A 21,686-nucleotide genomic window follows, 5' to 3' on the forward strand; every position below is an offset into this window, starting at 1 on the left:
TGTGGGCATTGTGGTTGGCATGGAGATGCCGACTTTAATGGAGCCAATAATATTGCACTTGTGGGGCTGTCTATAAACCAGCCTGGAGGCACGGGGTTATCGTGCAAGCTAAGCCGAACTATTAAGTATGTTCAGCTTAGCTTATTCGATGACTTTAGGGCTACTAAAAACCCAGACCTCAGCTCTTAGCAGGTCTGGGTAGTTTATTGCTGTTGAATTTCGTTATTGGTTATAGCGCTACGCGCTCGGCAATAGGCAATAGGCAACACCTCGACTTCGCTCGGTGTGGAATATGCAATAGGTTAATGGGTTATAGAAATTTTGTCTCCCCTGCTCCCCCTGCTTCCCCTGCTTCCCCTGCTCCCCCTGCTCCCCTGCTCCCCTCCTGCCTTCTTCATCAACTCTTTACATGAGAATTCAGAAATTTCCCAATTCTTTAGTGAAGTGTGGCTTAAAATAATAAATAGGTCGTTATACTCATTCAAATCAATCAAAATGACAATCTGGGTAAATATCGGAGAACGCTCAAACTAAGCCAAATTAGCTTTATGAAAAAGTTAATTTTATTCTCAATACTACTATCAGTAATTTCTCGTCATTTACCATTAATCCTGATCTAAAATTACAGTGTTTTTGAAGTCATTTTCTCTGATAGTGTGGGGGAATGCTCGGCTAAGATACATTTAAATTAACTATTGCCTGTTCTCTGTATCCCTTTACTCAAATCTGGGTAGGTCGTTTAAATCCACAGGCGCTTAGTAACATCAACAGTCTACTACTATATCTGTTGAATAAAGATTAAATGCCAATTAATTTCTAAAGTGTAATTTGTCGCTTTGGAGGCAAAATCGAGTAGGTTCAATGTCTGCTCTGGTTAACAGCGTTACAATTTCAACAAAATATTATTCCTTAACTATCTACCCCTAATCATCAGAGATAATAACCCGGTTTTTGTGAGGTGTCATGACAGAGCTAGCCCTAATCCGCAAACCCATTATTCAACCCACTGAAATCCTGAGTCAGTTACAGACAGGACAACTCCTCAGGGTGAATAGTACTCGTGGTAATGCATTAATCATAATACACCGTCATCATGCAGAACTGGCGGGTTCTGGTGCTGCCGTTGGTGGACTTTTCGATGTAGATTGCACGCGAGTGATTCCCATTGGTACGCTTTCGTTAGTGTATCCTGAATCGCGGTACGAACGCCAGAAAGCGTATCAATTACGGCAGCGCTGGATTTTGTTCACTCAACATGCCATGACAACTTATGTACCACTACACCGTGCCAAAATCTTATTGAGTTTACTCTATAAATATTTCGACGCCCAGCTTATTGATGAACTCTCAGATGAGGTGATTGCTCAGTTAGTTGGGGTTTTGCCAAAAACAATTGGTATAGTTCGTCGATCGCGAATGTCACCGACTCAACAGAAACCCCAGACGAGGAAACCCGTAGGGGTTTGACTCAATGAACAGTAATATTAAGGCTGGTGGGCAATGCCTACGGTATATCAAGGGTTTTGGCGCTACCAAAATGCTTATTTTAGTTGGTAAAGGACAATTGGTTGTTCACTGTCCTCAAATTGCCACTGTCCCATCGGTTGCGGTGGCTGGGGTAAATGGTTCGCGATCGCCTCATAAACGCTATGAGATATACAAATACCGCCAGGAGGGGCTTCTGCGGTAAGATGGTGGACAATTTTGACGCCGGGTCCACTTACGCCCGTGTAACAAAAAATAACATCTTCCCAGTGAATGCCAATCCGATAACAGAGTTCTGAATTTGAGTCCCGTTGAACGGCGGATTGAAGTGTTAATTGAATCTCTTGGGCAAAGTTAACCGCCTGTAGGGCACTGGGAAACACAATTAACATTCCTTGGTCAATAGATTTGATAATTTTCCCGTCAAATTCTTGAGCAAGCTGGACAAACAATTGCAGGTCTTTATAGAGTTGATTAAACGTCGATTCCGGATGAGCCAGCAGGTTAGCGGTTAAGTTGACGCCCTCAATCACCACCATGCTAGCTTGGCGGGTTTCGGGGGGGAACTTTAAGCTTAGGGGTTTGAGGCGATCGCGAAAATATTGGTGATACAATTGACACCGCAGCCTAACCTTGCCTTGGTCTACCTGCACCAGTCCCAGATTCTGCAAGCGACGGGTAAGAATTGGCTCGAATTCTACAGGGGTTGATGAATTGACCACTTGAATCAAAGCATTCATGAGTCCTGAATCATGGTGGAGATGCCATAAGCACTGGTGCAAATGCTCCCGATAAATGTCTGCTTCTGCGGTAACGGTTGCTAAGAATTGATCAATGGAAATATTTTCTGTTTTAATCGCATTTAAAGTTAGCTGAATCAGATAAGGATGACCCCCTAAAAACTGATACAATTGCTTGACCTGTTGCGGTTGCCAATTGAATCCATGGCGAATCACTAAATCTTGGACTTGTTCCCCGGTTAATTCAGGTAACTGAATCGATAATTCTGCTGTAAACTCAATGGAATTTACCCCAGACATGGCGTAAATTTCAGTTGAATTCGCAATCACGAGGCGCAAGTTTTGCCACATCTGGCTACACCTATCCCCATAGCTAGCTTTTTCACCCCAGCTTTGCAGTAACCTAAAAAATTCTTGAGCAATCTCTGGATAGTTCAACAGTAGATCAGCGTTGTCTAAGGCTAAAACCAAAGGATTATCAAGTTTCGGTAAGAGATAAGTTTCAAAATAATACGTACTGTTAGCATTTCCGCCATAGATATCATCCCAATAGGTTGGCACTTGATGCGGTAAATCTAAGCCCCGTGTCACTACCGCACAGAACCATTGCAGGAATCGATTTAAATCACAGACTATCGAAGACTCTGCCAGTTGCAGGTTTAAAAGGATTGTATAAAAGCCTTCCGCCCTAGCCTGCTGCAAGATTCGCGTCATCAGAGAGGTTTTACCCATTTGCTTGGGGGCAACAATTTGGATGGAACTTCCTGGTTTTATAAGAGTTTCGTGACACAGGGATTCAATGGGTAGACGTTCGATATAAAAGGGAGAATTGAGAGGTACTGGACTTTTGAGTGGAACTTGCTCATAATCAGATAATTTGCTGTCTGCTTTGGTATAATCATTAGGATTAAGCGTCAGATCAAAGGCGCTGAAATAGGACATCAACGTTTTGCGATCGACAGGTATTGTCCGCCGTCGTACCTTGATCAGGGTGTTTGGACTTAAATGGGTACGTTCGCTTAATTGTTCCAGGGTGTAGGGTTTTCCCCGATTATCTTGAAAGGCTAACTTGCGCTGCGCGGCTTTTAGGCGCTGCCAACCTTGAACGGAAAGAAGAACTCCCCGTTGACGCTTGGTAGGCTGATGTTTTGGTGACATTCAGATTAAGATTCGGTTAAGAGCCAGAATTTGTTCAAATTGTTCATTCTAAACTAAAACCGTGAAAAAACGGTGAACGCTTTGCCTGAACCAGCCAACTTTGCCATCAACATCACCCAGTCAGTGGTTAAGTTGTGAACTTAACTTGTGATCTTGCGTTGTATTATTTTGGGACTAACGGCAAACTGCAAGAAACAAGTTGATAGGGCAAATACCTTAGTAATTATAATGATGGGCATTATCGGTACTTTAAGCGACGTATCATTACCAGAGATTTTTCAGTTAATTGAAAAGGGCAAAAGAACAGGACTGTTGACAGTTCGGGCTTTGGCACCAGCTACCGGAACTTACTACTTATGGGTTAAACAGGGTCACATTGTCGCGGCAGCGAATCGGCGAGATGGGCAAGGTTTAATCTCCCTGATTGGGAAATGTAAATTAGTTAGCGATCGCGTGTTAACTAAACTGGTTCAATGGTGTTGTCCTGTCAATCAACCATTAGGCGTCTGTTTCAAACAACAAGGTGTTTTAACGCGCTTAAATTTAGAACAACTGTTTCAAATTCAACTGTTGCAGCAATTGTCTGTGCTTTTTCAACTGCAAGATGGTTCTTTTCGATTTGATTCCTTGGCGGTAATTCCTACTCAAGAAATGACCGGGTTAAGTATTCCGGCGACAGAAGCCACCTTAATGGGATTGCGCGTTTTAGCCCATTGGGATAATTTGGCGGGTAAATTACCAGATCCAAATCAGAATTTACTCCGTAAAATTGCGGGTTATCCTTCCTATCGACTAGATACATTAGAATGGCAAATTTGGCAGTATAGTAAAGACGCTGTATCGCTTTATACCATTGCCAAAAATCTCAAGTTTCCGGTAGAACAGGTTCAACACATTGCCTTTAGGTTGATTAGCATGGGGTTAGCTGAAGCCATTCCTTAAGCCCCGCTCGTAGTAAGCGCTTTAGCGCTATAAACGCTCGCCTTGATTAAATCTTAGAACCCGTTTTAACGTGTTATAGCTTTTAGCCAGAACTTGAGTTCAAGGCTTAAGCTAATCTAGGTGATATTCAATTGAATTAAACTACTTTAGCTTTGACGCGGAAATTTATTTTCCGGCTATATTTTATTTTTGATCATCCCAATCCAAATGTTTTATCCCCCATTCATGCATCGCTTCAAGAATCGGTTGAAGACTCTCACCTAATGGTGTTAAAGAATACTCAACCTTTGGCGGAACTTGCAGATAAACCTCCCGATGAACAATACCATCCGCTTCCAGTTCTCGTAACTGTTGCGTCAGCATTTTCTGGGTAATACCATGTAAAGCCCGATGTAACTGACCAAAACGCTTCACCCCTGCCAATAATTCCCGCAGAATCAAGACTTTCCATCGACCGCCAATAACCTCTAATGTACGTTCTACAGGACAATTGGCGCGTTCACTCTCGGCGCGTTTGGTTGCCATAGTATCGTTTTGGTAACTAGCTTACTTTCAAGTGCATACTTCCCATAATAGTGGTATGGGTTTTATAGTTGAACTATCAGGACTTACGCAGCCACACCATATATATTGGTTAAGGTGCGTTACGCTACGCTAACACACGATGGCGGCGTGGCACACCTAATTTGATAGATTAGCTTGGGTTCGTAGTAAGGGCTTTAGCCCTATATTTTGTTGGGATGCTTCCTGGGAATACCTAACCCAGTCCGATGGTTATAGGGATAACAAAGGAAAAAGGACGAATGACAAATGATTAAACTTCGCAAATCTCAAGACAGAGGACATGCTAATTACGGTTGGTTAGACACCTATCACACCTTTTCATTTGCAAACTATTATGATCCAAACGCGATGGGATTTCGTAGCCTGCGGGTTATTAATCAGGATCGGGTTAGCCCCGGTGCAGGATTTGGTACTCACGGACATCGGGACATGGAAATTATTACTTATGTTTTAGATGGGGCGCTAGAACATAAAGATAATATGGGGAATGGTTCCGTGATTTATCCCGGTGATGTACAACGGATGAGTGCGGGAACAGGGATTCGTCATAGTGAATTTAATCATTCACAAACGGCATCGGTTCACTTGTTGCAGATTTGGATTTTGCCCGATAAAAATGGACATAATCCTAGCTATGAACAGAATAACTTTGGCATCGCCAAGAATCCTGGACAATTTCATTTAATTGCTTCAGGTGATGGCAGAGAAAACTCCCTGACGATTCATCAAGATGTAAACGTATATGCAGCCGTCTTGACAAAGCGCGATCGCATCACTCATTCTTTCCCACCTCAACGCTATGGCTGGCTACAGGTAGCGCGAGGTACGATTACGGTGAACGGGTTAGCCTTAGAGTCAGGTGATGGTGCAGCTTTGAGTGAGGAAACGGATGTGACAATAGCGGCGACAACCGATACTGAAATTTTACTCTTCGATTTAGCATAATCTGAACTGTTGGAATAGTAAAGCCACTTTATCCAAATCTTTATCCCCCGGCGATCGCTCAACGCCACTGGATAGATCAATCCCATTGGGGTGCAATCGTTTCAACGCTTCGCCAATGTTCTCTGGGGTTAAGCCGCCAGCCAGAAACCACGGCAAAGGGGGATTAAATTCAGCTAGCTTTTCCCAGTCGAGTGTCTTACCCGTACCCCCTAGCATTTGGGGATGATAAGCATCGAGTAACAAGGTATCGACACAACTGACATAGCGATCGGCTACCTGTAAATCTTCCGGCGTTTTCACCCTCAACGCTTTGATCAATTCAATCTCAGGCAGAAATTGCCGCAATTGGCTGCAAAATTCGGGGGATTCATTTCCATGAAGTTGAATGCCGTTCAATTTGGCTTGGGTAACCGTGGCGCAGATGTCTTCAACGGAAGCGTTGGCAAATACGCCGATAGTATCCATCGATATCGTCAATGAGTCTAGGATCAATCCGATTTGATTGGGGGTGACGTACCGGGGGGAAGCTGCTACACATACGAATCCCAGGGCGGTTGCACCCTTTTGCGCGATCGCTTGTCCTTGTTCTGGTTTGGTAATGCCACAAATTTTAACCCGCATCGATAGCCCCATTCTTGTTTTTTCGTTAAATTGTTAAATATTACAACATTTTATGAATTTTATCCCGATAATTCTTTATTATTTTTTCACTTGTATCTGTTTATCAAGACCAGGAGAATATACAATGCTTAACACAACCTTATTCGCGGCGGTGCAATCGTTTGTACCCTCAACCCCTAGCTGGACTCCCACTGTGGGGCTAGTGATGATTATCTGCAACTTGGTGGTACTGGTTGCAGGGTACTACGCGATTCAAAATCCGGGTGTGGGACCGGATTTACCCCTGCCAAAACCCGCCATTTTCAAGCGTTTCGGTGTGACCGAACTGTTGGCAACGGCTAGCTTGGGACACCTGGTTGGCGCTGGTGTGATCTTGGGACTGAGTAACGCCGGGGCACTCTAAGTCGGGATTTCGAGATCCCTTCTTCCCTTCTGAGATCCCCGACTTCTTGAAGAAGCTGGGGATCTAAAAGCTGATATCGTAGAATACGAATACTGTCAATTACCCCTAGTCCAGGTAAACGTCATAGGAAGCAAAAACCTTGATACAGTCAAATTGGCGAATTGGCTCATTATTCGGAATACCTTTCTTTATTGACCCGTCGTGGTTTTTTATCTTAGCCTTGGTGACCTTACTCAAGGCGGGGAATTTCGATCCGAGTTTTCAGTCAATTTCCGCCTGGAGTCTGGGGTTGGTGATGGCGCTATTATTGTTTGCTTCGGTGTTATTGCATGAACTAGGGCATAGTTTAGTGGCGCGATCGCAGGGAATTAAAGTCAATTCGATTACTCTGTTTATCTTTGGCGGCGTGGCGTCGATTGACCGTGAATCTCAGACTCCCGGTGATGCGTTCCAAGTCGCGATCGCAGGTCCTGGGGTTAGCCTCTGCCTGTTTGGTCTATTCTATGGGTTAACTCAGGTACTGCCTACGGACAATCTGGGATATGTGGTGGCGGCGGATCTGGCACGGATTAATCTTGTATTAACCCTGTTTAATTTAATCCCTGGATTACCCCTCGATGGTGGACAAGTTCTCAAAGCGGCAATCTGGAAGCTGACGGGGAATCGCTTGCAAGGGGTACGTTGGGCAGCACAGGGGGGTAAAGTGATTGGCTCTTTAGCGATCGCGGTATCCGTAGGACTGACTTTGTTAACTGGAGTATGGACAATCCTGTGGTTGGCGTTGATCGGCTCTTTTGTGTATCGCAATGCCAATGCTTATGATCGCCTGACCATCTTACAAGAAGCCTTACTTCAGCTTCAAGCTTCCGACGCCATGACCCGCGATTTTCGTGTCCTGGATGCCACCATGAGCTTACGGTCTTTTGCGGATGAGTACATTCTGGCAGATATTCAGACGAATAAGCCGTATTATGCCGCGTCGGAGGGACGTTATCGCGGTTTAGTTAAGATTCAAGATTTACAAACAATCGAACGCAGTCGCTGGGAAATGGAGTCCCTGGAGAGTCTGGTTCACCCGTTATCGGAAATTGCCACAGTTGAGGAGAAAACTCCGTTAATAGACGTAATTAATACTCTGGAAACTTGTCAGCTAAAGCATCTAACCGTACTTTCTCCCGCAGGCGCGATCGCGGGTGTTATTGACCGAGGCGATATTGTCCAGGCGGTAGCAGGGCGTCTCAATTTACCGATTTCCCAGGAGCAAATCCAGCAGATTAAGGCAGAGGGGAGTTATCCATCCTGGTTAAAGTTGTCTGCGATCGCTAAAGCTACAACGTCCTAGTGCATCGCCCTTGGAAATACTTGAGCAGCTTCGGAAGCTGGGGGAGCTGGGGGAGCTGGGGGAGCTGGGGGAGATATTAGCTGTTCAGTTATTTCTGCCTTCTTGCACTAGAAGACAGAGGACATCTTATCTTTTCCCGTTCCATTTCTACTGTTTACTGGAGCAGGGAATTAAAAAGTGCTAATGAAGCCCGTTTTGCTGTGAGTAAAATAGACCCGACAATGAGCAGTTTTATCGCGAGTGGCGCTAAAATCAGATTCAACACCAGACAAAGTAACGCGATGATAGTTGCCCCTACTTGCACTAATTCCTCTGCGACATGGGTATGAATGTAAACCGCGACAAGAGCGATCGCCAGAATCAGCAGGGACGGTATATTCATCGAACAGTGCCTCAATACAGCTTGTGATGGTTATTTTGATTATCGACTACATCCCCCAGTCAAGACTTCCGTAAAACTTCTTAATATAACTACGCCGATTGGCTGAGTGGTTAGATTAGTGGTTAATTACCCCCAGTTAACAGTCATTTAGAGACGTGCCATGGAACGTCTGTACTGTAGGGGCGGGTTTAGCCACTAAATTCAGATATCCACCAATAAATGAACAACAAAACCCGCCCTTCTGTGGATAATGCAACTGGGTCAGTCTTTCAACCCGTTTTAACGGGTTTAAGCTTTTAGCCAGAACTTTAGTTCTAGGCTCAAATCTTCGTCAACCCAACCTACAATCTATTTCACTGTCATGCCATAACATACTGGACTGACACAGCTAAAATTGTGGATTAGATTAGACCATTGAATCGGGCGCAAGTCTTTGCGCCCCTACGGTTTCGGCTCTCCCATTCTAATTCATCAAATAAGGTGTGCCACGCCAATACAATGGGTTATAACTTATAATTCATCGCCTCTTGCTTGACTCGTTGATACTCAGATTCAATTTGGGCAACGAGTTCACATAAACCTGTTGTAACTTGAGACTTGCTTAAATTTTCTAAGTCTTGACAAAGCTGGGAGAATTTAATCGCCCCTAATGCCGCACTCGATGATTTTAAGGTATGAGCCGTGTGTTGCAAAGTGGGTAAATTATTCTCTTGCAGGGCTATTTTAAGCGTTTCCAACATGGCGGGGGTATCTTCTAAATAAATATCAATTAATTGACGCAGCATTTCCGTCGCACTCTCGCCCATCATGTCGTGAAAGGTTTGTAAGACTTGGGGGTCAAGGGCTGACTCAGTTTGGAGTGCGGGTTCTGGGGGTTCCTCTGTCGGCTGACTCTGAGACAGAACCCGAACTAATTCATTGACGCGAATTGGTTTGCTGATATAGTCATCCATTCCTACCTCCAAACATTTTTCGCGATCGCCTTGCATAGCGTTGGCTGTCATGGCAATAATTCGCGGGCGGTTTGCGGGTAACCATTGCTGGCAAATATGGCGGGTGGCGTCTAAACCATCCATTTCTGGCATTTGTACATCCATGAATACGACATCATAAGGCTGACGGCGCAGGGCTTCAATTACTTCCAATCCATTCCCGGCGACATCGGCGCGATATCCCATGCGCTGCAATAACTGCAAGGCTAATTGTTGATTGACTTTGTTGTCTTCCGCCACTAAGATTCGCAGGGGTATCCGTTGCGCCAAAGTGGGATCAAGAGAGGGTGAACCTACAGGCGATCGCTTGATTTTTGTTGGTTGTCCACTCAGGATTTGCGTTAACAGGTTGTAGAGTTGCGACTGCTTAATTGGCTTACTTAAAAAGGCAGCAAAATTCGCTTCCACGACTCCAGAGGCAATCTCAGGTTTACCCATGGACGATAAGATTAATAAGGGGAATTCTTTATCCTTAAACTGGTGACGGATTTGTTCCCCCAAGGTAATCCCGTCCATTCCTGGCATCTGCATATCCAGAATGGCAATATCATATTGTTCACCTTGAGACAGCCATGCTAACGCCTCTTGACCCGATTCCGTGGCTTGTGATTCCATCCCCCAAGACTGGGCTTGTCGGATTAGAATTTGGCAGTTTGTCGTATTATCATCGACAATTAATAGCCGTTTTCCGGCTAGGTAAGTGGCACAGATGGGTTGTTCGACTACGGCTGAATCGGGGATTGATTCAGATAGAATTGTGAAGTAAAAGGTTGAACCTCCCGAACTCTCTTCTCCGCTATCAGTGGCTATCCATCCCGCAGGCGGATTTCCGGCGACTGATCCGCCACTTTCTACCCACATTTGACCTCCCATCATTTCGCACAGGCGTTTACAAATGGCTAATCCTAATCCTGTTCCCCCATATTGGCGAGAGGTGGACGAATCAACCTGGCTAAAGGATTTAAACAGGCGATGAATCCGATCAACGGGAATACCAATTCCTGTATCTTTTACGGCAAATTGTAACTGATAGCGATCTCCCCTATCTTCCTCATCTGCCAAAATCTGGGCGGTTACGGAAACCAAAACCTCCCCAGTTGGCGTAAATTTAACCGCATTACTAATTAAATTCACTAAAATTTGACGCAACCGCGTCACATCTCCGGCAATCCAGTTGGGGGTTTGGGAGTCAATTAAATAGGCTAATTCTAGATTTTTCTCGGCGGCTTTGGTGGTGAGGAGATCCAGCGCTTCTTCAATGCAGGTGCGGAGTTCAAAGGGTTGTTCCTCTAACTCCATTTTCCCCGATTCAATTTTTGAGAAATCCAGAATATCGTTAATAATCGTCAGTAGGGCATCCCCACTATTGCGAATCGTTTCGGCAAAATAGCGTTGATCTGAGGTCAATTCAGTATCCAGCAGTAACCCCGTCATCCCAATCACGGCATTCATCGGTGTGCGAATTTCATGACTCATCGTTGCCAAGAATTCACTTTTGGCTTGGGTGGCGGCTTCGGCGGTTTGTCGGGCTTTTTCTAAGGCTACATTTTGTTCGGTTAACTGTTGACGTTGGCGAGTTTCCTGTTCCCACAAATGCGCCTGGGCGATCGCAATCCCCACTTGATCAGCAACGGCTTCGAGTAACTCAATTTCATGACTTGACCAATGGCGATAGGAATCACACTGATGCAAGCCAATAATCCCATTCGGTTCCCCTTGATAGGAGGTGCGAATTGCCAGCATCGATTTTAATCCAATCTGACAACATATTTGGGTACAGCATAACAACAATGGATCGGCATAGACATCTGGTGAGGAGATTGCCTTGTCTTGTTTTAATAACTGTTGAACATGAGAATTTCCCCGAATGGGAACTTCTAACTGGAGAATGGATTCATATCCTGTTTCTAAATATTCTGCCACAAAGGGAATGGCTGGTGTCGGTTCCGTCAGGTAAGTATGAATCACACAGCGATTGACGCCAAAAGCCTGACCAATTTGGGTAGCGGTGGTTTGAAAGATTTCTTTGGTGTTTAAACTGCGGCGAATTTCTTGGGTGATTTGCTTTAGCAGAACGGTTCGCATTAATTGTTGCTGAAGCGCGATCTCGGCTTGCTTGCGATCGCTAATATCAATGGATACTCCTAAGACGGCGGGAACATCGGAGTCAGCGACACAAAAGGGTATTTTTGTAGTTTGCAGAATTCGAGTCTCGCCTTTAGCATTGGTAATCGTTTCTTCGGGAATATAAAGAGTTTCTCCACTGGTAATAACGTGCAAGTCTGCTTCTCGATATTGATGGGCATCGTCTACTGATGGGGCAACCTCTGTTTCAGGTTGATCCAGTAAGGCTTCAACGGTAGTTCCGTAAGTATCAGCGACGGCTTGATTGACTAAAATAAACTGACCTTCTTTATTTTTAGCAAAGATGAAATGGGGAACTAAATCAATCACCTGGCGAAGCTTTTGTTCGCTGGCTTTGAGTTGTGCATCTGCCCATTTGTAGTGAGTAATATCCCGGAGTGTGCCAGAGGTTCCGGTGATTGTATTATCGGGGGCAAAGGTTAATTGGGCATGAACTTCAATCCAGCGATATCCGCCATCTTTGGTCAGATATCTGACTTCATGCTGGCAATAGTCTTTTTTTCGTTCCAGTAAGGGTTGAAATAACTCTACGTTGCGTTGGCGATCATCGGGATGAATATACTCTAAGAAATTTGTGCCAATGCTTTCGCCTAAGGTAAAGCCAGTAATCTCTGTCCACGCGGGATTTAAGAATGTCCATACCCCCGTTGCATCGGTTTGGAAAATGACTTCTTTAACGCTTTCAATCACTGAACGATAATTTTCTTCACTCTCCCGCAGTCGTTCTTCGACTTGCTTGCGATCGGTAATATCAATACAGGAACCAGTATATCCGGCAAAGTGACCAGTGGATGTAAACCGAGGCACGCCTGTATCTAAAATCCAGCGATAGTTGCCATCATGTCGGCGTAAACGGTATTCCATGCGAAACCGTTTTTGGGCTTTAAATGCGTTGGAATAGGTTTCGATACAATAGTGATAATCATCAGGATGAACTCCGTCTGTCCAGCCATCACCTATTTCTTTGTCTAAGGTGCGTCCGGTAAATTCTAACCAGGTTTTATTGAAAAAGTAACAGCGACTATCGGTTCCGGCTAACCAGATTAAGACGGGGGCGGTGTCGGCTAGCAGGCGAAAGCGTTCTTCACTTTCTCGCAGTCGTTCTTCAGCGAGTTTACTTTCGGTAATGTCTTCAATTGAGCCTTCATAATAGAGAATATTTTCCGATAGGTCGATGACGGCACGGGTATTTTTGCGAATCCAAATTTTCTGTCCATCTTGGCGATAAACCTGGATTTCAAATTTAGATACGGCTTTTTTTTGTTGGATTAATTTGGTTAAACGTCTATGGTCATCCGGATTAACATAAAGTTGTTGTTCAATATTTTTTATAGAGTTTAAAAAATGGCTGGGTGAAGCATAGCCAAGTATCTGGGCAAAGGCTGGGTTAACACTGATATAGATACCATCAGGGGTACGTTGAAATATGCCCTCAACGGCATTTTCAAAGATACTACGATAATTAGCTTGACTCAGGCTTAATTGTTCATTAGCTGTCTGGAGTGCAGCGGTTCGTTCTTCAACCAGTTCTTCTAAATGGTTACGATAGTCGGCTAATTCTTCTTCGGTGCGTTGGCGTTCTTTAATTTCCGCGATCGCCCGATCTCTCATGGTGCGATAGTTATGAACTTGTTGAGTGAGTTCAGTAACATCTTGAATCGATAATAAAGCATAATACTCGCCATCTTTTTCACTAGGAACGGCGGTAACGGTGGTATGTTGAATCCGTAATGATCCGTCGGCTAAAGGTGCAGGAATCAGGTGGACATGAAGTTGGGAGGAAAAGACAGTGGGTGGTCCTCCAGTGAAAATTTGTTGGAGACGGGTGGTATATTTGGGATGATTCAGGTGGGGAAAATGATCGGTAATTTTTTGACCGAGGATTTGCTGTTTGGAGAGATGCGTCCAGTTTTCCAAGCAGCGATTCCAATATAAAACCACTAAATCAGATCGCAGGACACAGTTGCCTATAGGGACTTGATCCAGGACATGAAATTGATGCGCCGCTGTTTGGATTTCAGTCGCGATCGCGGTTTTATTTTCAGGGTAATTTACGTGAGATGATAACACCATGTTTATTAGAAAATGCAATAGAGTAGGCAATTAATTAACCAATTGTATGGGCGGGTTTAGGGACTAAATTCACCTGTTTACCGATAACTGAACAGCAAAACCCGCACTTCCTAATTCATTATTTTATAAATAAATTATTCAATCTATACCGATAAAGCCAATGTAACCGTAAACATGGTTCCTTCTCCCACTTGACTGTTTACCGTAATCTCACCCCCTTGTAAATCAACCGCCCGTTTAACAATCGCTAACCCCAATCCCGTTCCCGAAATATTCCCCACATTTTGCGCCCGATGAAACGCCTCAAAGAGTTTTTCTTGATCGGCTAAAGGAATCCCAATACCTTGGTCTTTAATTTGAAAGATGGCGGATGAATCCTGACAGACGAGGTTCAAGGTAACGATTCCACAATTGGGAGAATACTTAATCGCATTCGAGATTAAATTCGTCAGAATATGCCGCAACAGCTTCTCATCCATGCAGACATTAAGGTTTGGGCATTGATGGGTAAAGACCAGAGAATGATGCTGTCCTAAACTCAACTGTAACTCCTCAATCAAGCCGTGGCAAAATTCAACTAAATCCAGAGAGACAGGCTGCAACTGAAGTTTTCCGGCTTCGGCTTTGCCAATCAGAGTGACATCTTCTAAAACTTGGACTAAATGTTTAACCGTTCCTTGAATACGATGGATATGGGTGAGTTTTTTATCCGGTGTCCATTTATGACCATAATGTTCCAGTAATTCCGCCGAACTTAAAATAGTAGTTAGGGGTGTGCGAAACTCATGAGAGGTCATAGTAACAAAACGGGATTTGAGTTCACTGAGTTCTTTTTCTTTAGCTAAAGCTTTGCGAACCTCTTCTTCCGCTTGCTTGCGATCGGTAATATCAATTCCCACAGAAACCGCTGCCCGTCCTTGTTGGTATTTCTGAGCAACAATTAAGTAACTCCGGGTGGTATCATTGACGTAAGCCTCAATCACTTGACTAGCCGCTGGTTCGGGACTGGCGATAAATTGTCGCATAAAGTCAGCAAAGCCGGGACTCGCTTTCATAAAGCCAACATCTTGACCAATAAAATGATTGGGAGTCAAGTTAAAGGTATCAGCAAGATGGCGATTAACCCCCAGATATCGCAAATCCGAATTCACCCAAGAGACGAAACCAGGAACCGCATCAAAAACCGCTTGTAATTGTTCTTCTTGAGACCGTAAAGCGGCTTCGGCGCGTTGTCGTTCTTGGACTTCTGCTAAAGCGCGATCGCGCATTTTTCGATAGTCTTGAACTTGTTGACTAAGTTCAGTAACATCTTGAATGGATAAAAGGGCGTAGTAGTCTTTTTCGGTTAAGCCGGGTATAGCGGTGACAGTGGTACGCTGAATTCGCCGTTGTCCATCGGGTAAATAGGCGGGAATAAAATGAGGATGAAGTTGGGCGGAAAAAATGGTCGGAGGTCCCCCGGAAAAGATGGACTTCAGCCGCTTTTCGTACCGGGGATGGTTTAAATCAGCGAAATAGTCACTAATTTTGTGACCTAAAACTTGACCTCTCGATAGGTGTGTCCAATCCTCCAAACAACGATTCCAGAATAAGACAATGAAATCGGATCGGAGAATACAGACACCCAAAGGCATTTGGTCAAGAACACCAAATTTTTCAGCGGCAATTTCTATCTCATGCATGGACGGATTAAGGGGTCATTGGTCATTGGTCTTATGTCATTGGTCATTCGTTATTGGTCAAAACCATGAATCAGATTACACAGTAGTTAGCATCGCGATCGCGTCCAGCAACACGTCGAAGGAACCGACTTCAAAGACGAGGATAATATCGCCGCGAATCTGAAGTTGTTCGATAAAAAATTGGGTTTGGGCTAAAAGGATAGTATTCTCCTGCTGATTGTCGCCGACGTTGATTAAGTTTTCGACAGTATCCTCGATGTAGCTGGGAATGGCATAGTCGAGGCGTTGATTGAGGACGTTACTAATTGACCCAATCACGCTGTTGATTAAGATATTGCCAATCTCACTTAACGTACCAATGCGAACAGCGTCTAAATCCGGTGTTCCTAATTCTTCACCCGTGAGAACAGCGGCGAGAATCGAAGCACTATCGGTGGGAAAAACTAACTCCGCTAAACCCGAAAAAGATCCAGAGAAGTCTTGGCGAACTGCTGCAACTTGTTCCCCACCGAGGCGAGTTTCCATTTCAGATTGAAAATCCAGAGGCGACCCAATTTTAATATAGGGAACTTGGAGGCGAATCGGGGCTTCCAGCATTTCATTCAGGACGCTAGCCGCCCGACCGACACCAATATTAACGATTTCTTGGATCGCGTCAATTTGATCGGGAGTTAAGTTCATACAGTCTCCTGGGGACAAGCTAAGATTTCACCAATAACGCGACGTAATTCGGCTTCTTTGGGGGGTTTATTAATAAAGCCTGATCCGCCTAACTCACGACAACGCTGGCGCACATTTTCCTGAATATCGGCGGTGATCACAATGACGGGGGTATTAATTTGGCGATCGCGCAAGGCGGCGAGGAGTTGAAAGCCATCCATAACGGGCATGAGCATATCGGTTAAGATACAGTCGGGTTGATGTGCGATCGCCTTATCCAGTCCTTCTTGTCCATTAGTGGCTTCTAGGGTTTCATGTCCATCCGCGACAAGGGTTTTCCGGATCATCCGTCGGGTAAACGCGGCGTCATCAACGATTAGAATTAATGCCATAGTTTCCTCGATTTTGGTTACAGTTTTTTGCGGTTAAACAGTTGGTTGAATGAAGTTAGCAAGTCGGTTGGGTTGAGGTATGAAACCCAACTCTCAACGAATCTGCACAGTTGATCAGGGCGGGTTTAGTAACATAAGGATGAAAAAACACGATAATAGTGAAACCCGCCCCTACTCATCAAAACCGTTTCATCCTTGTCTTTTATTGTCTAGCGAATGTCCGAGAATGTCATTCGGTGAAATCACGGATCTTTCTCATCCAGCCTTCTCAAGTTGGGTGGGATCACCGATAGCAGCGTTCCCTGCGCCAAGATAGACTCGGTTTAGTGGCGAAACTCAGTGAAATTGAATCCCACTGACTTCCGCCGTATTTTTCTTGAAATAATTCCTGTCAGCTTTAACCATTAACGTCCCAGACTACATGCAAGCCATTACTTAACTATCATGGATGAAGACATCAAAGCCTTTTTGGTAGAAAGCTACGAGAATATTAGTCAGATTGAGACGGATCTAGTCACATTAGAGAAAAATCCCACCAATAAAGATTTACTCGAAGGAATTTATCGTTCCTTACATACAATTAAAGGAAACTGCGGCTTCATGGCGTTTCCCACTCTAGAAGCCCTTACCCACAGTGGTGAAAATTTGCTTAGTTGTCTACGAGATGGACAATTGCAGCTAAATGCGGAGATTACCAGCAGCTTACTGGAACTCCTAGACGCCATGCAGCAAATCTGCGCCCAGATAGACGCGATCGGACAAGAAGGCGAGGTTGACTATTCTGGCTTAATTCAGACATTAAATCAACTGCAATCTAGAGATAGGGGAGATGAGGGCGGGTTTTGTACAAACGTTACCATTAATAGCCAAAAGGAAATCCCTAAACCCGCCCCTACAAATCCTGAAGGGTCAAAACTTCCCTGCGATCGCGAGGAGTTGATGTCGGCGTTGACAACCCCAAATACAGTACAGTCAATCCGAGTCGATATCAATCTTTTGGATAAGTTGATGAATTTGGTGGGGGAATTGGTATTAGTTCGCAATCAGATTCAACAATTCTCCACGCTGCAAGATGAAACCGCCTTTGTTACTACCTCCCAGCAATTAAACCGACTGACAACAGAGTTGCAAGAAGGGGTCATGAAAACCAGAATGCAGCCGATTAGTACAATTACGCGCAAGTTTCCTAGGGTAGTTCGGGATGTTGCGATCGCGACGGAAAAACAGGTGCAATTGGAGATAGAGGGAGAAGAGACGGAACTAGATAAAACGATTATTGAGGCGATTAAAGATCCCTTAACGCATTTACTCCGTAATTGTGTGGATCATGGGATTGAATCCCCAGATATACGTCAAACTCAGGGAAAATCCGCCACCGGGCGATTACGTCTGCAAGCCTTCCATGAAAGTGGTTATGTAACGATTGAAATTTCGGATGATGGGGCGGGAATTGATTCAGAACGCTTGAAACAAAAAGCGTTAAGCTTAGGCTTAATTACGCCGAATCAAGCCAATCGCTTAAGTGATACTGATGCCCTTAATTTAATCTTTATTCCCGGTTTTTCTACCGCTAATTGTGTAACGCGCTTATCGGGGCGGGGAGTGGGAATGGATGTAGTAAAAACCGATGTAGAAAAGGTTGGCGGTACGGTAGACGTTCACACTCAACTTGGCTTAGGAACGACATTTAAACTAAAAATTCCCTTAACCTTGGCAATTATTCCCGCCTTAATTGTCACCAGTGGCGGCGATCGCTACGCCATTCCTCAAACCAGTCTTTTAGAATTAGTTCGCTTGCAGGGAGAACAAGCGGATCACGGGATCGAATATGTCCACAAAGCCCCTGTGTATCGGTTGCGGGGTAAATTATTACCCCTGGTGTATTTGAATCGGGAACTGGAATTAGTGGAATGGGAACCGGAACCCGCCCATCCGCAATCGGAAATCATGCTGAACATTGTGGTTCTGCAAGTCGATAATTTTACCTTTGGCTTAGTGGTTGATGCAATTAATGATACTCAAGAAATTGTCGTTAAACCCTTAGGTAAACTACTCAAAGAAACCCCTTGTTTTGCCGGAGCCACAATTTTAGGGGATGGAAAAGTGGCATTAATTTTAGATATATTTAGTTTAGCATCACGGGCGGGGGTACTTTCAGATGAACAAACAAACGCTTTAATTCAGCAAGAAATGTCCTCTCAATCCACTATCGAAACCGTGCAAATGTTACTGTTATTTGAAGCTTTAGATAACAGCCGCATGGCAATTCCCTTGTCACGGGTAGTGCGTTTAGAAGAATTTCCCAGAACCGCGATCGAACAAGTGGGCGATCGCCAAGTGATTCAGTATCGCGACCAAATTCTCTACCTAGTTAATTTTGCCAATGTATCTTTTGTTAGTAGTCAGCGCTTTAGCGCTGCTAACCCCAAAACAGCCGTATTAGACGCTGATCTGCTGCAAGTTGTCGTCGTTGCTTGTCAAAGTGGACGCCAAATTGGATTAGTGGTGCAACGCATGGTGGATATCGTCATGGAAGACCTTTGTATCACAGGTGAAGCCACTCGTCCAGGGGTGCAGGCGATCGCGGTTATTCAGGGTCAAGTGACCGAACTTTTAGACATCGAAGCAATTTAATGTCATTCGTCATTCGTCATTCGTCATTCGTCATTCGTCATTATAAATACTTCCCTCATCATGGCTCAATTCCATCAATTTTGTACCTTTTTTCTCGACCATTTCTTCTTAGGGCTAGAAGTGGAAAACGTGCAAGAAGTTATTCGCTATCAGTCGATTACCCGCGTTCCCTTAGCACCGCCAGCCGTGCGGGGATTAATTAACCTACGGAGTCAGATTGTTCCGGCTGTGGATTTACGTCAATTTCTGGAGTTAGATCAAAATGTCACTAAGATACCCGTTGAAACAGAACTGCATGAAGATAGCGAACACCTCCCTCTTAATGTGGTTGTGCGAACGGCTGATGAGGTGATTAGTTTGCTTGTTGATGATGTGGGAGAAGTGTTAGAAATTTCCGATAATTGCTTTGAAAAATCCCCAGAAACTTTAACGGGAAACGCACGGCAATTAATTCGTGGCGCGTATAAACTTACCGATCAACTTCTGCTGATTCTCGATACCGACAAAGTTGTTGAACTCACCATTTTTAAACCAACTCTTCGGAATTAAATAATGTATACGTCAGCAAGTCAAGGGCTAAAGAATACAGAAACGTCAAACTCATTCCTTAAAGAAGGACAAAGGACAAAGGACAAAGGACAAAGAACAAAGGACAAAGAACAAAGAACAAAAAATAATGAACCTCGACCATCTCAAAGGAATTCACAAATTAGGAGAAGCCATGAACCTCGATAAACTCAGCAAACCCGGACGCTTAGTCTTTTTCCAAAATCAAGAGACCAATGGAAGCAATGAACATCATCATAGTGAAACCATGGTATCTGAACCTAAACACACGCCGACAGCTTCGCAGCCAAGCCATGAAATTGAGGGAATTCTCTTATCCCCAGAAAACTTTAATGAACTCCTCCAAGCCCTAAAAAGTGCCAGAGATGGTAACTTTAATGCCCGACTCACTGAGGAAAACGGCTGGGGCGAAATTGCTCAAGTTTTCAATGAATGGATGGGTGTTAACCAAACCGTTATCCATGAAATTGTCCGAGTTAGTAAACAGGTTGTTCAAGACGGTAAACTCACCGAACGACTGGGACGCCAACAGCAAACAACCGTATTAAAGGATTGGGAAAATTATGCCGGGCGCTGGTTATATGGGGCTGAACCTGTATCTCCACCCCCCTATTTAAAAGGAGGATGGGCAACAACAACCACCGCGATTAATACCCTGATCCACACCCTCGCCCAACCCACCCTCGCCGCCCAGGATGTACTGAAAGCGATCGCGGCTGGTGATTTGTCCTGTAAAATGCCTCTAGAGATTAACAATCAGCCGTTAAAGGGTGATCTTTTAAGCCTGAGTACCACGATTAATACACTGCGGGATAATATCGAGGCATATACCAATGAGAAAAACCGCGTCGCCCGTTTAATTAGTGTCGAAGGAAACCTGAGTAGTCGCGCTGTTGTGGAAACGGCTACCGGAATCTGGAAAGACTTAACCGAAAACATTAACCAGATGGCGGCAAATCTCAAGGAAGAAGTTGAAAATATTACCCAATTAACCTCAGCCATTGCTCAAGGTGATCTCTCCAAAAACGTTACTGCAAAAACCACAGGCGACTTCAAACAACTGACCGATAATGTCAATCGAATGGCAAGCAATTTAACCAAATCCGTCGGTAAAATTGCCTCAGTCGCCACGGCTGTTGCTCAAGCTTCGGAAGACATGAACCTGGTGAGTCAACAACTCAATGAAAACGCCGTACATACCTCCGGACAAGCCCAAACTGCGTCAGCTTATGCCGAAGAAGTCAACCGCAATGCTCAAGTGGTGGCGACAGGGGTAGAAGAAATGAGCGCCAGTATTAAAGAAATTGCCAAAAGTGCGGCGGATGCGGCGCGAGTCGCGACAACGGCGGTTAATATGACTGAAAGCACTAACCAAACGATTACCAAATTGGGTCAAAGTAGCGCAGAAATTGGTAATGTGATTAAGGTAATTACCTCCATTGCCCAACAAACGAACCTCCTCGCACTTAATGCGACAATTGAAGCCGCCCGCGCCGGGGAAGCGGGGAAAGGATTTGCCGTTGTTGCCAATGAAGTGAAGGAACTGGCGAAACAAACCGCCAAAGCGACAGAAGACATTAGCCAAAAAATCGAAGCGATTCAAGGTGACACCAAAAGTTCGGTGGAAGCGATTAGTCAAATTACCACGATTATTAATCAAATCAACGACTTCCAAAACACAATCGCCAGTGCGGTAGAAGAACAAACTGCGACGACGAATGAAATGGCTCGCAACGTCGCCGAAGCCGCCCAAAGTACCTCACAAATTCCCCAAAATATCAATAGTGTTGCGGACGCGGCTCAAAAAACTACCTCCCTCGCCAGCAATACGTTGAAATCGGCGGCGGAACTTGCCGAACTCGCGTCGGAATTACAAGCCTTGGTGAATCAGTTCAAGTATTAATTAGTGAAGGGAATGTTTTGATTGTGTAGGGGCGGGTTTTACAACTATCGTTTCTT

Annotated in this window: 16 protein-coding genes and 1 pseudogene; 9 read left to right on the top strand and 8 right to left on the bottom strand. The window is 44.6% G+C overall.

Going from position 1 to position 21,686, the window contains the following annotated elements; translation table 11 throughout:
• Together RH949_RS10660 and RH949_RS10665 are read left to right on the top strand one after the other, a co-directional pair.
• Nucleotides 1-189 (top strand): annotated as a pseudogene (locus RH949_RS10660) (RNA-guided endonuclease InsQ/TnpB family protein); the annotation flags it as partial.
• A 774-nt stretch (nt 190-963) separates the two neighbouring features.
• Nucleotides 964-1,467, top strand: a complete 504-nt coding sequence (locus RH949_RS10665) for a hypothetical protein (protein ID WP_446352985.1) — start codon at nt 964-966, stop codon at nt 1,465-1,467.
• 74 nt (nt 1,468-1,541) lie between these two features.
• Here the strand turns inward: RH949_RS10665 and RH949_RS10670 are convergent, their stop codons facing one another.
• Nucleotides 1,542-3,383, bottom strand: coding sequence for an AAA-like domain-containing protein (locus tag RH949_RS10670; protein ID WP_446352986.1), 1,842 nt, complete (start codon nt 3,381-3,383; stop codon nt 1,542-1,544).
• Between the two features lie 228 nt (nt 3,384-3,611).
• Between RH949_RS10670 and RH949_RS10675 the strand changes: the two genes are divergently transcribed.
• The gene (locus RH949_RS10675; RefSeq protein WP_446352988.1) at nt 3,612-4,325 is read left to right on the top strand and encodes a DUF4388 domain-containing protein; all 714 of its coding nucleotides are present in this window, start codon (nt 3,612-3,614) and stop codon (nt 4,323-4,325) included.
• A gap of 183 nt (nt 4,326-4,508) precedes the next feature.
• Here the strand turns inward: RH949_RS10675 and RH949_RS10680 are convergent, their stop codons facing one another.
• Entirely contained in the window at nt 4,509-4,850 is a 342-nt protein-coding gene (locus RH949_RS10680; RefSeq protein WP_446352990.1) for a winged helix-turn-helix transcriptional regulator, read from the bottom strand.
• A gap of 285 nt (nt 4,851-5,135) precedes the next feature.
• Between RH949_RS10680 and RH949_RS10685 the strand changes: the two genes are divergently transcribed.
• Nucleotides 5,136-5,834 carry a pirin family protein gene (locus tag RH949_RS10685; protein WP_446352992.1) on the top strand — a complete coding sequence of 233 codons (699 nt, stop codon included), beginning with the start codon at nt 5,136-5,138 and terminating at the stop codon, nt 5,832-5,834.
• Here RH949_RS10685 and RH949_RS10690 read toward each other — a convergent pair.
• Entirely contained in the window at nt 5,826-6,455 is a 630-nt protein-coding gene (locus RH949_RS10690) for a phosphoribosylanthranilate isomerase (RefSeq protein ID WP_044209741.1), read from the bottom strand. The two genes, RH949_RS10685 and RH949_RS10690, sit on opposite strands and share 9 nt — an antisense overlap.
• Nucleotides 6,456-6,579: 124 nt before the next feature.
• On the opposite strand from RH949_RS10690, the gene psaK reads away from it, so the two are divergent.
• Complete coding sequence (gene psaK, locus RH949_RS10695) at nt 6,580-6,858, top strand: photosystem I reaction center subunit PsaK (RefSeq protein ID WP_006104148.1); 279 nt, start codon at nt 6,580-6,582, stop codon at nt 6,856-6,858.
• A 142-nt stretch (nt 6,859-7,000) separates the two neighbouring features.
• Nucleotides 7,001-8,200 (top strand): site-2 protease family protein, encoded by a 1,200-nt coding sequence (locus RH949_RS10700; RefSeq protein ID WP_044209798.1) that lies wholly within the window; start codon nt 7,001-7,003, stop codon nt 8,198-8,200.
• Nucleotides 8,201-8,354: 154 nt separating this feature from the next.
• On the opposite strand, the gene RH949_RS10705 is transcribed toward RH949_RS10700, so the two are convergent.
• The 5 genes from RH949_RS10705 to RH949_RS10725 all read right to left on the bottom strand — a co-directional run bounded on the left by RH949_RS10705 (nt 8,355) and on the right by RH949_RS10725 (nt 16,526).
• Entirely contained in the window at nt 8,355-8,582 is a 228-nt protein-coding gene (locus tag RH949_RS10705) for a hypothetical protein (protein ID WP_006104191.1), read from the bottom strand.
• A gap of 503 nt (nt 8,583-9,085) precedes the next feature.
• The gene (locus tag RH949_RS10710) at nt 9,086-13,792 is read right to left on the bottom strand and encodes a PAS domain S-box protein (protein WP_446352995.1); all 4,707 of its coding nucleotides are present in this window, start codon (nt 13,790-13,792) and stop codon (nt 9,086-9,088) included.
• A 143-nt stretch (nt 13,793-13,935) separates the two neighbouring features.
• Nucleotides 13,936-15,474, bottom strand: a complete 1,539-nt coding sequence (locus tag RH949_RS10715; RefSeq protein ID WP_006104127.1) for a sensor histidine kinase — start codon at nt 15,472-15,474, stop codon at nt 13,936-13,938.
• 75 nt (nt 15,475-15,549) lie between these two features.
• Nucleotides 15,550-16,155: a chemotaxis protein CheC gene (locus tag RH949_RS10720; RefSeq protein ID WP_006104199.1), complete on the bottom strand. Its 606-nt coding sequence runs from the start codon at nt 16,153-16,155 to the stop codon at nt 15,550-15,552.
• Nucleotides 16,152-16,526 carry a response regulator gene (locus RH949_RS10725; RefSeq protein ID WP_446352998.1) on the bottom strand — a complete coding sequence of 125 codons (375 nt, stop codon included), beginning with the start codon at nt 16,524-16,526 and terminating at the stop codon, nt 16,152-16,154. The genes RH949_RS10720 and RH949_RS10725 overlap by 4 nt, the downstream gene beginning before the upstream one ends.
• Before the next feature lie 444 nt (nt 16,527-16,970).
• On the opposite strand from RH949_RS10725, the gene RH949_RS10730 reads away from it, so the two are divergent.
• The 3 genes from RH949_RS10730 (at nt 16,971) to RH949_RS10740 (ending at nt 21,630) form a co-directional block, all read left to right on the top strand.
• On the top strand, nt 16,971-19,160 hold the full coding sequence (locus RH949_RS10730) for a chemotaxis protein CheA (RefSeq protein ID WP_446353000.1): 2,190 nt from the start codon (nt 16,971-16,973) through the stop codon (nt 19,158-19,160).
• Nucleotides 19,161-19,220: 60 nt separating this feature from the next.
• Nucleotides 19,221-19,709 carry a chemotaxis protein CheW gene (locus tag RH949_RS10735; RefSeq protein WP_446353002.1) on the top strand — a complete coding sequence of 163 codons (489 nt, stop codon included), beginning with the start codon at nt 19,221-19,223 and terminating at the stop codon, nt 19,707-19,709.
• 127 nt (nt 19,710-19,836) lie between these two features.
• A complete protein-coding gene (locus tag RH949_RS10740; RefSeq protein ID WP_232231785.1) occupies nt 19,837-21,630 on the top strand; it encodes a methyl-accepting chemotaxis protein in 1,794 nt (597 codons plus the stop codon).
• The last annotated feature ends 56 nt before the right edge of the window (nt 21,631-21,686 follow it).

The sequence above is a fragment of the Coleofasciculus sp. A1-SPW-01 genome, from assembly GCF_040217205.1.
Taxonomy (GTDB): domain Bacteria; phylum Cyanobacteriota; class Cyanobacteriia; order Cyanobacteriales; family Coleofasciculaceae; genus Coleofasciculus; species Coleofasciculus chthonoplastes_A.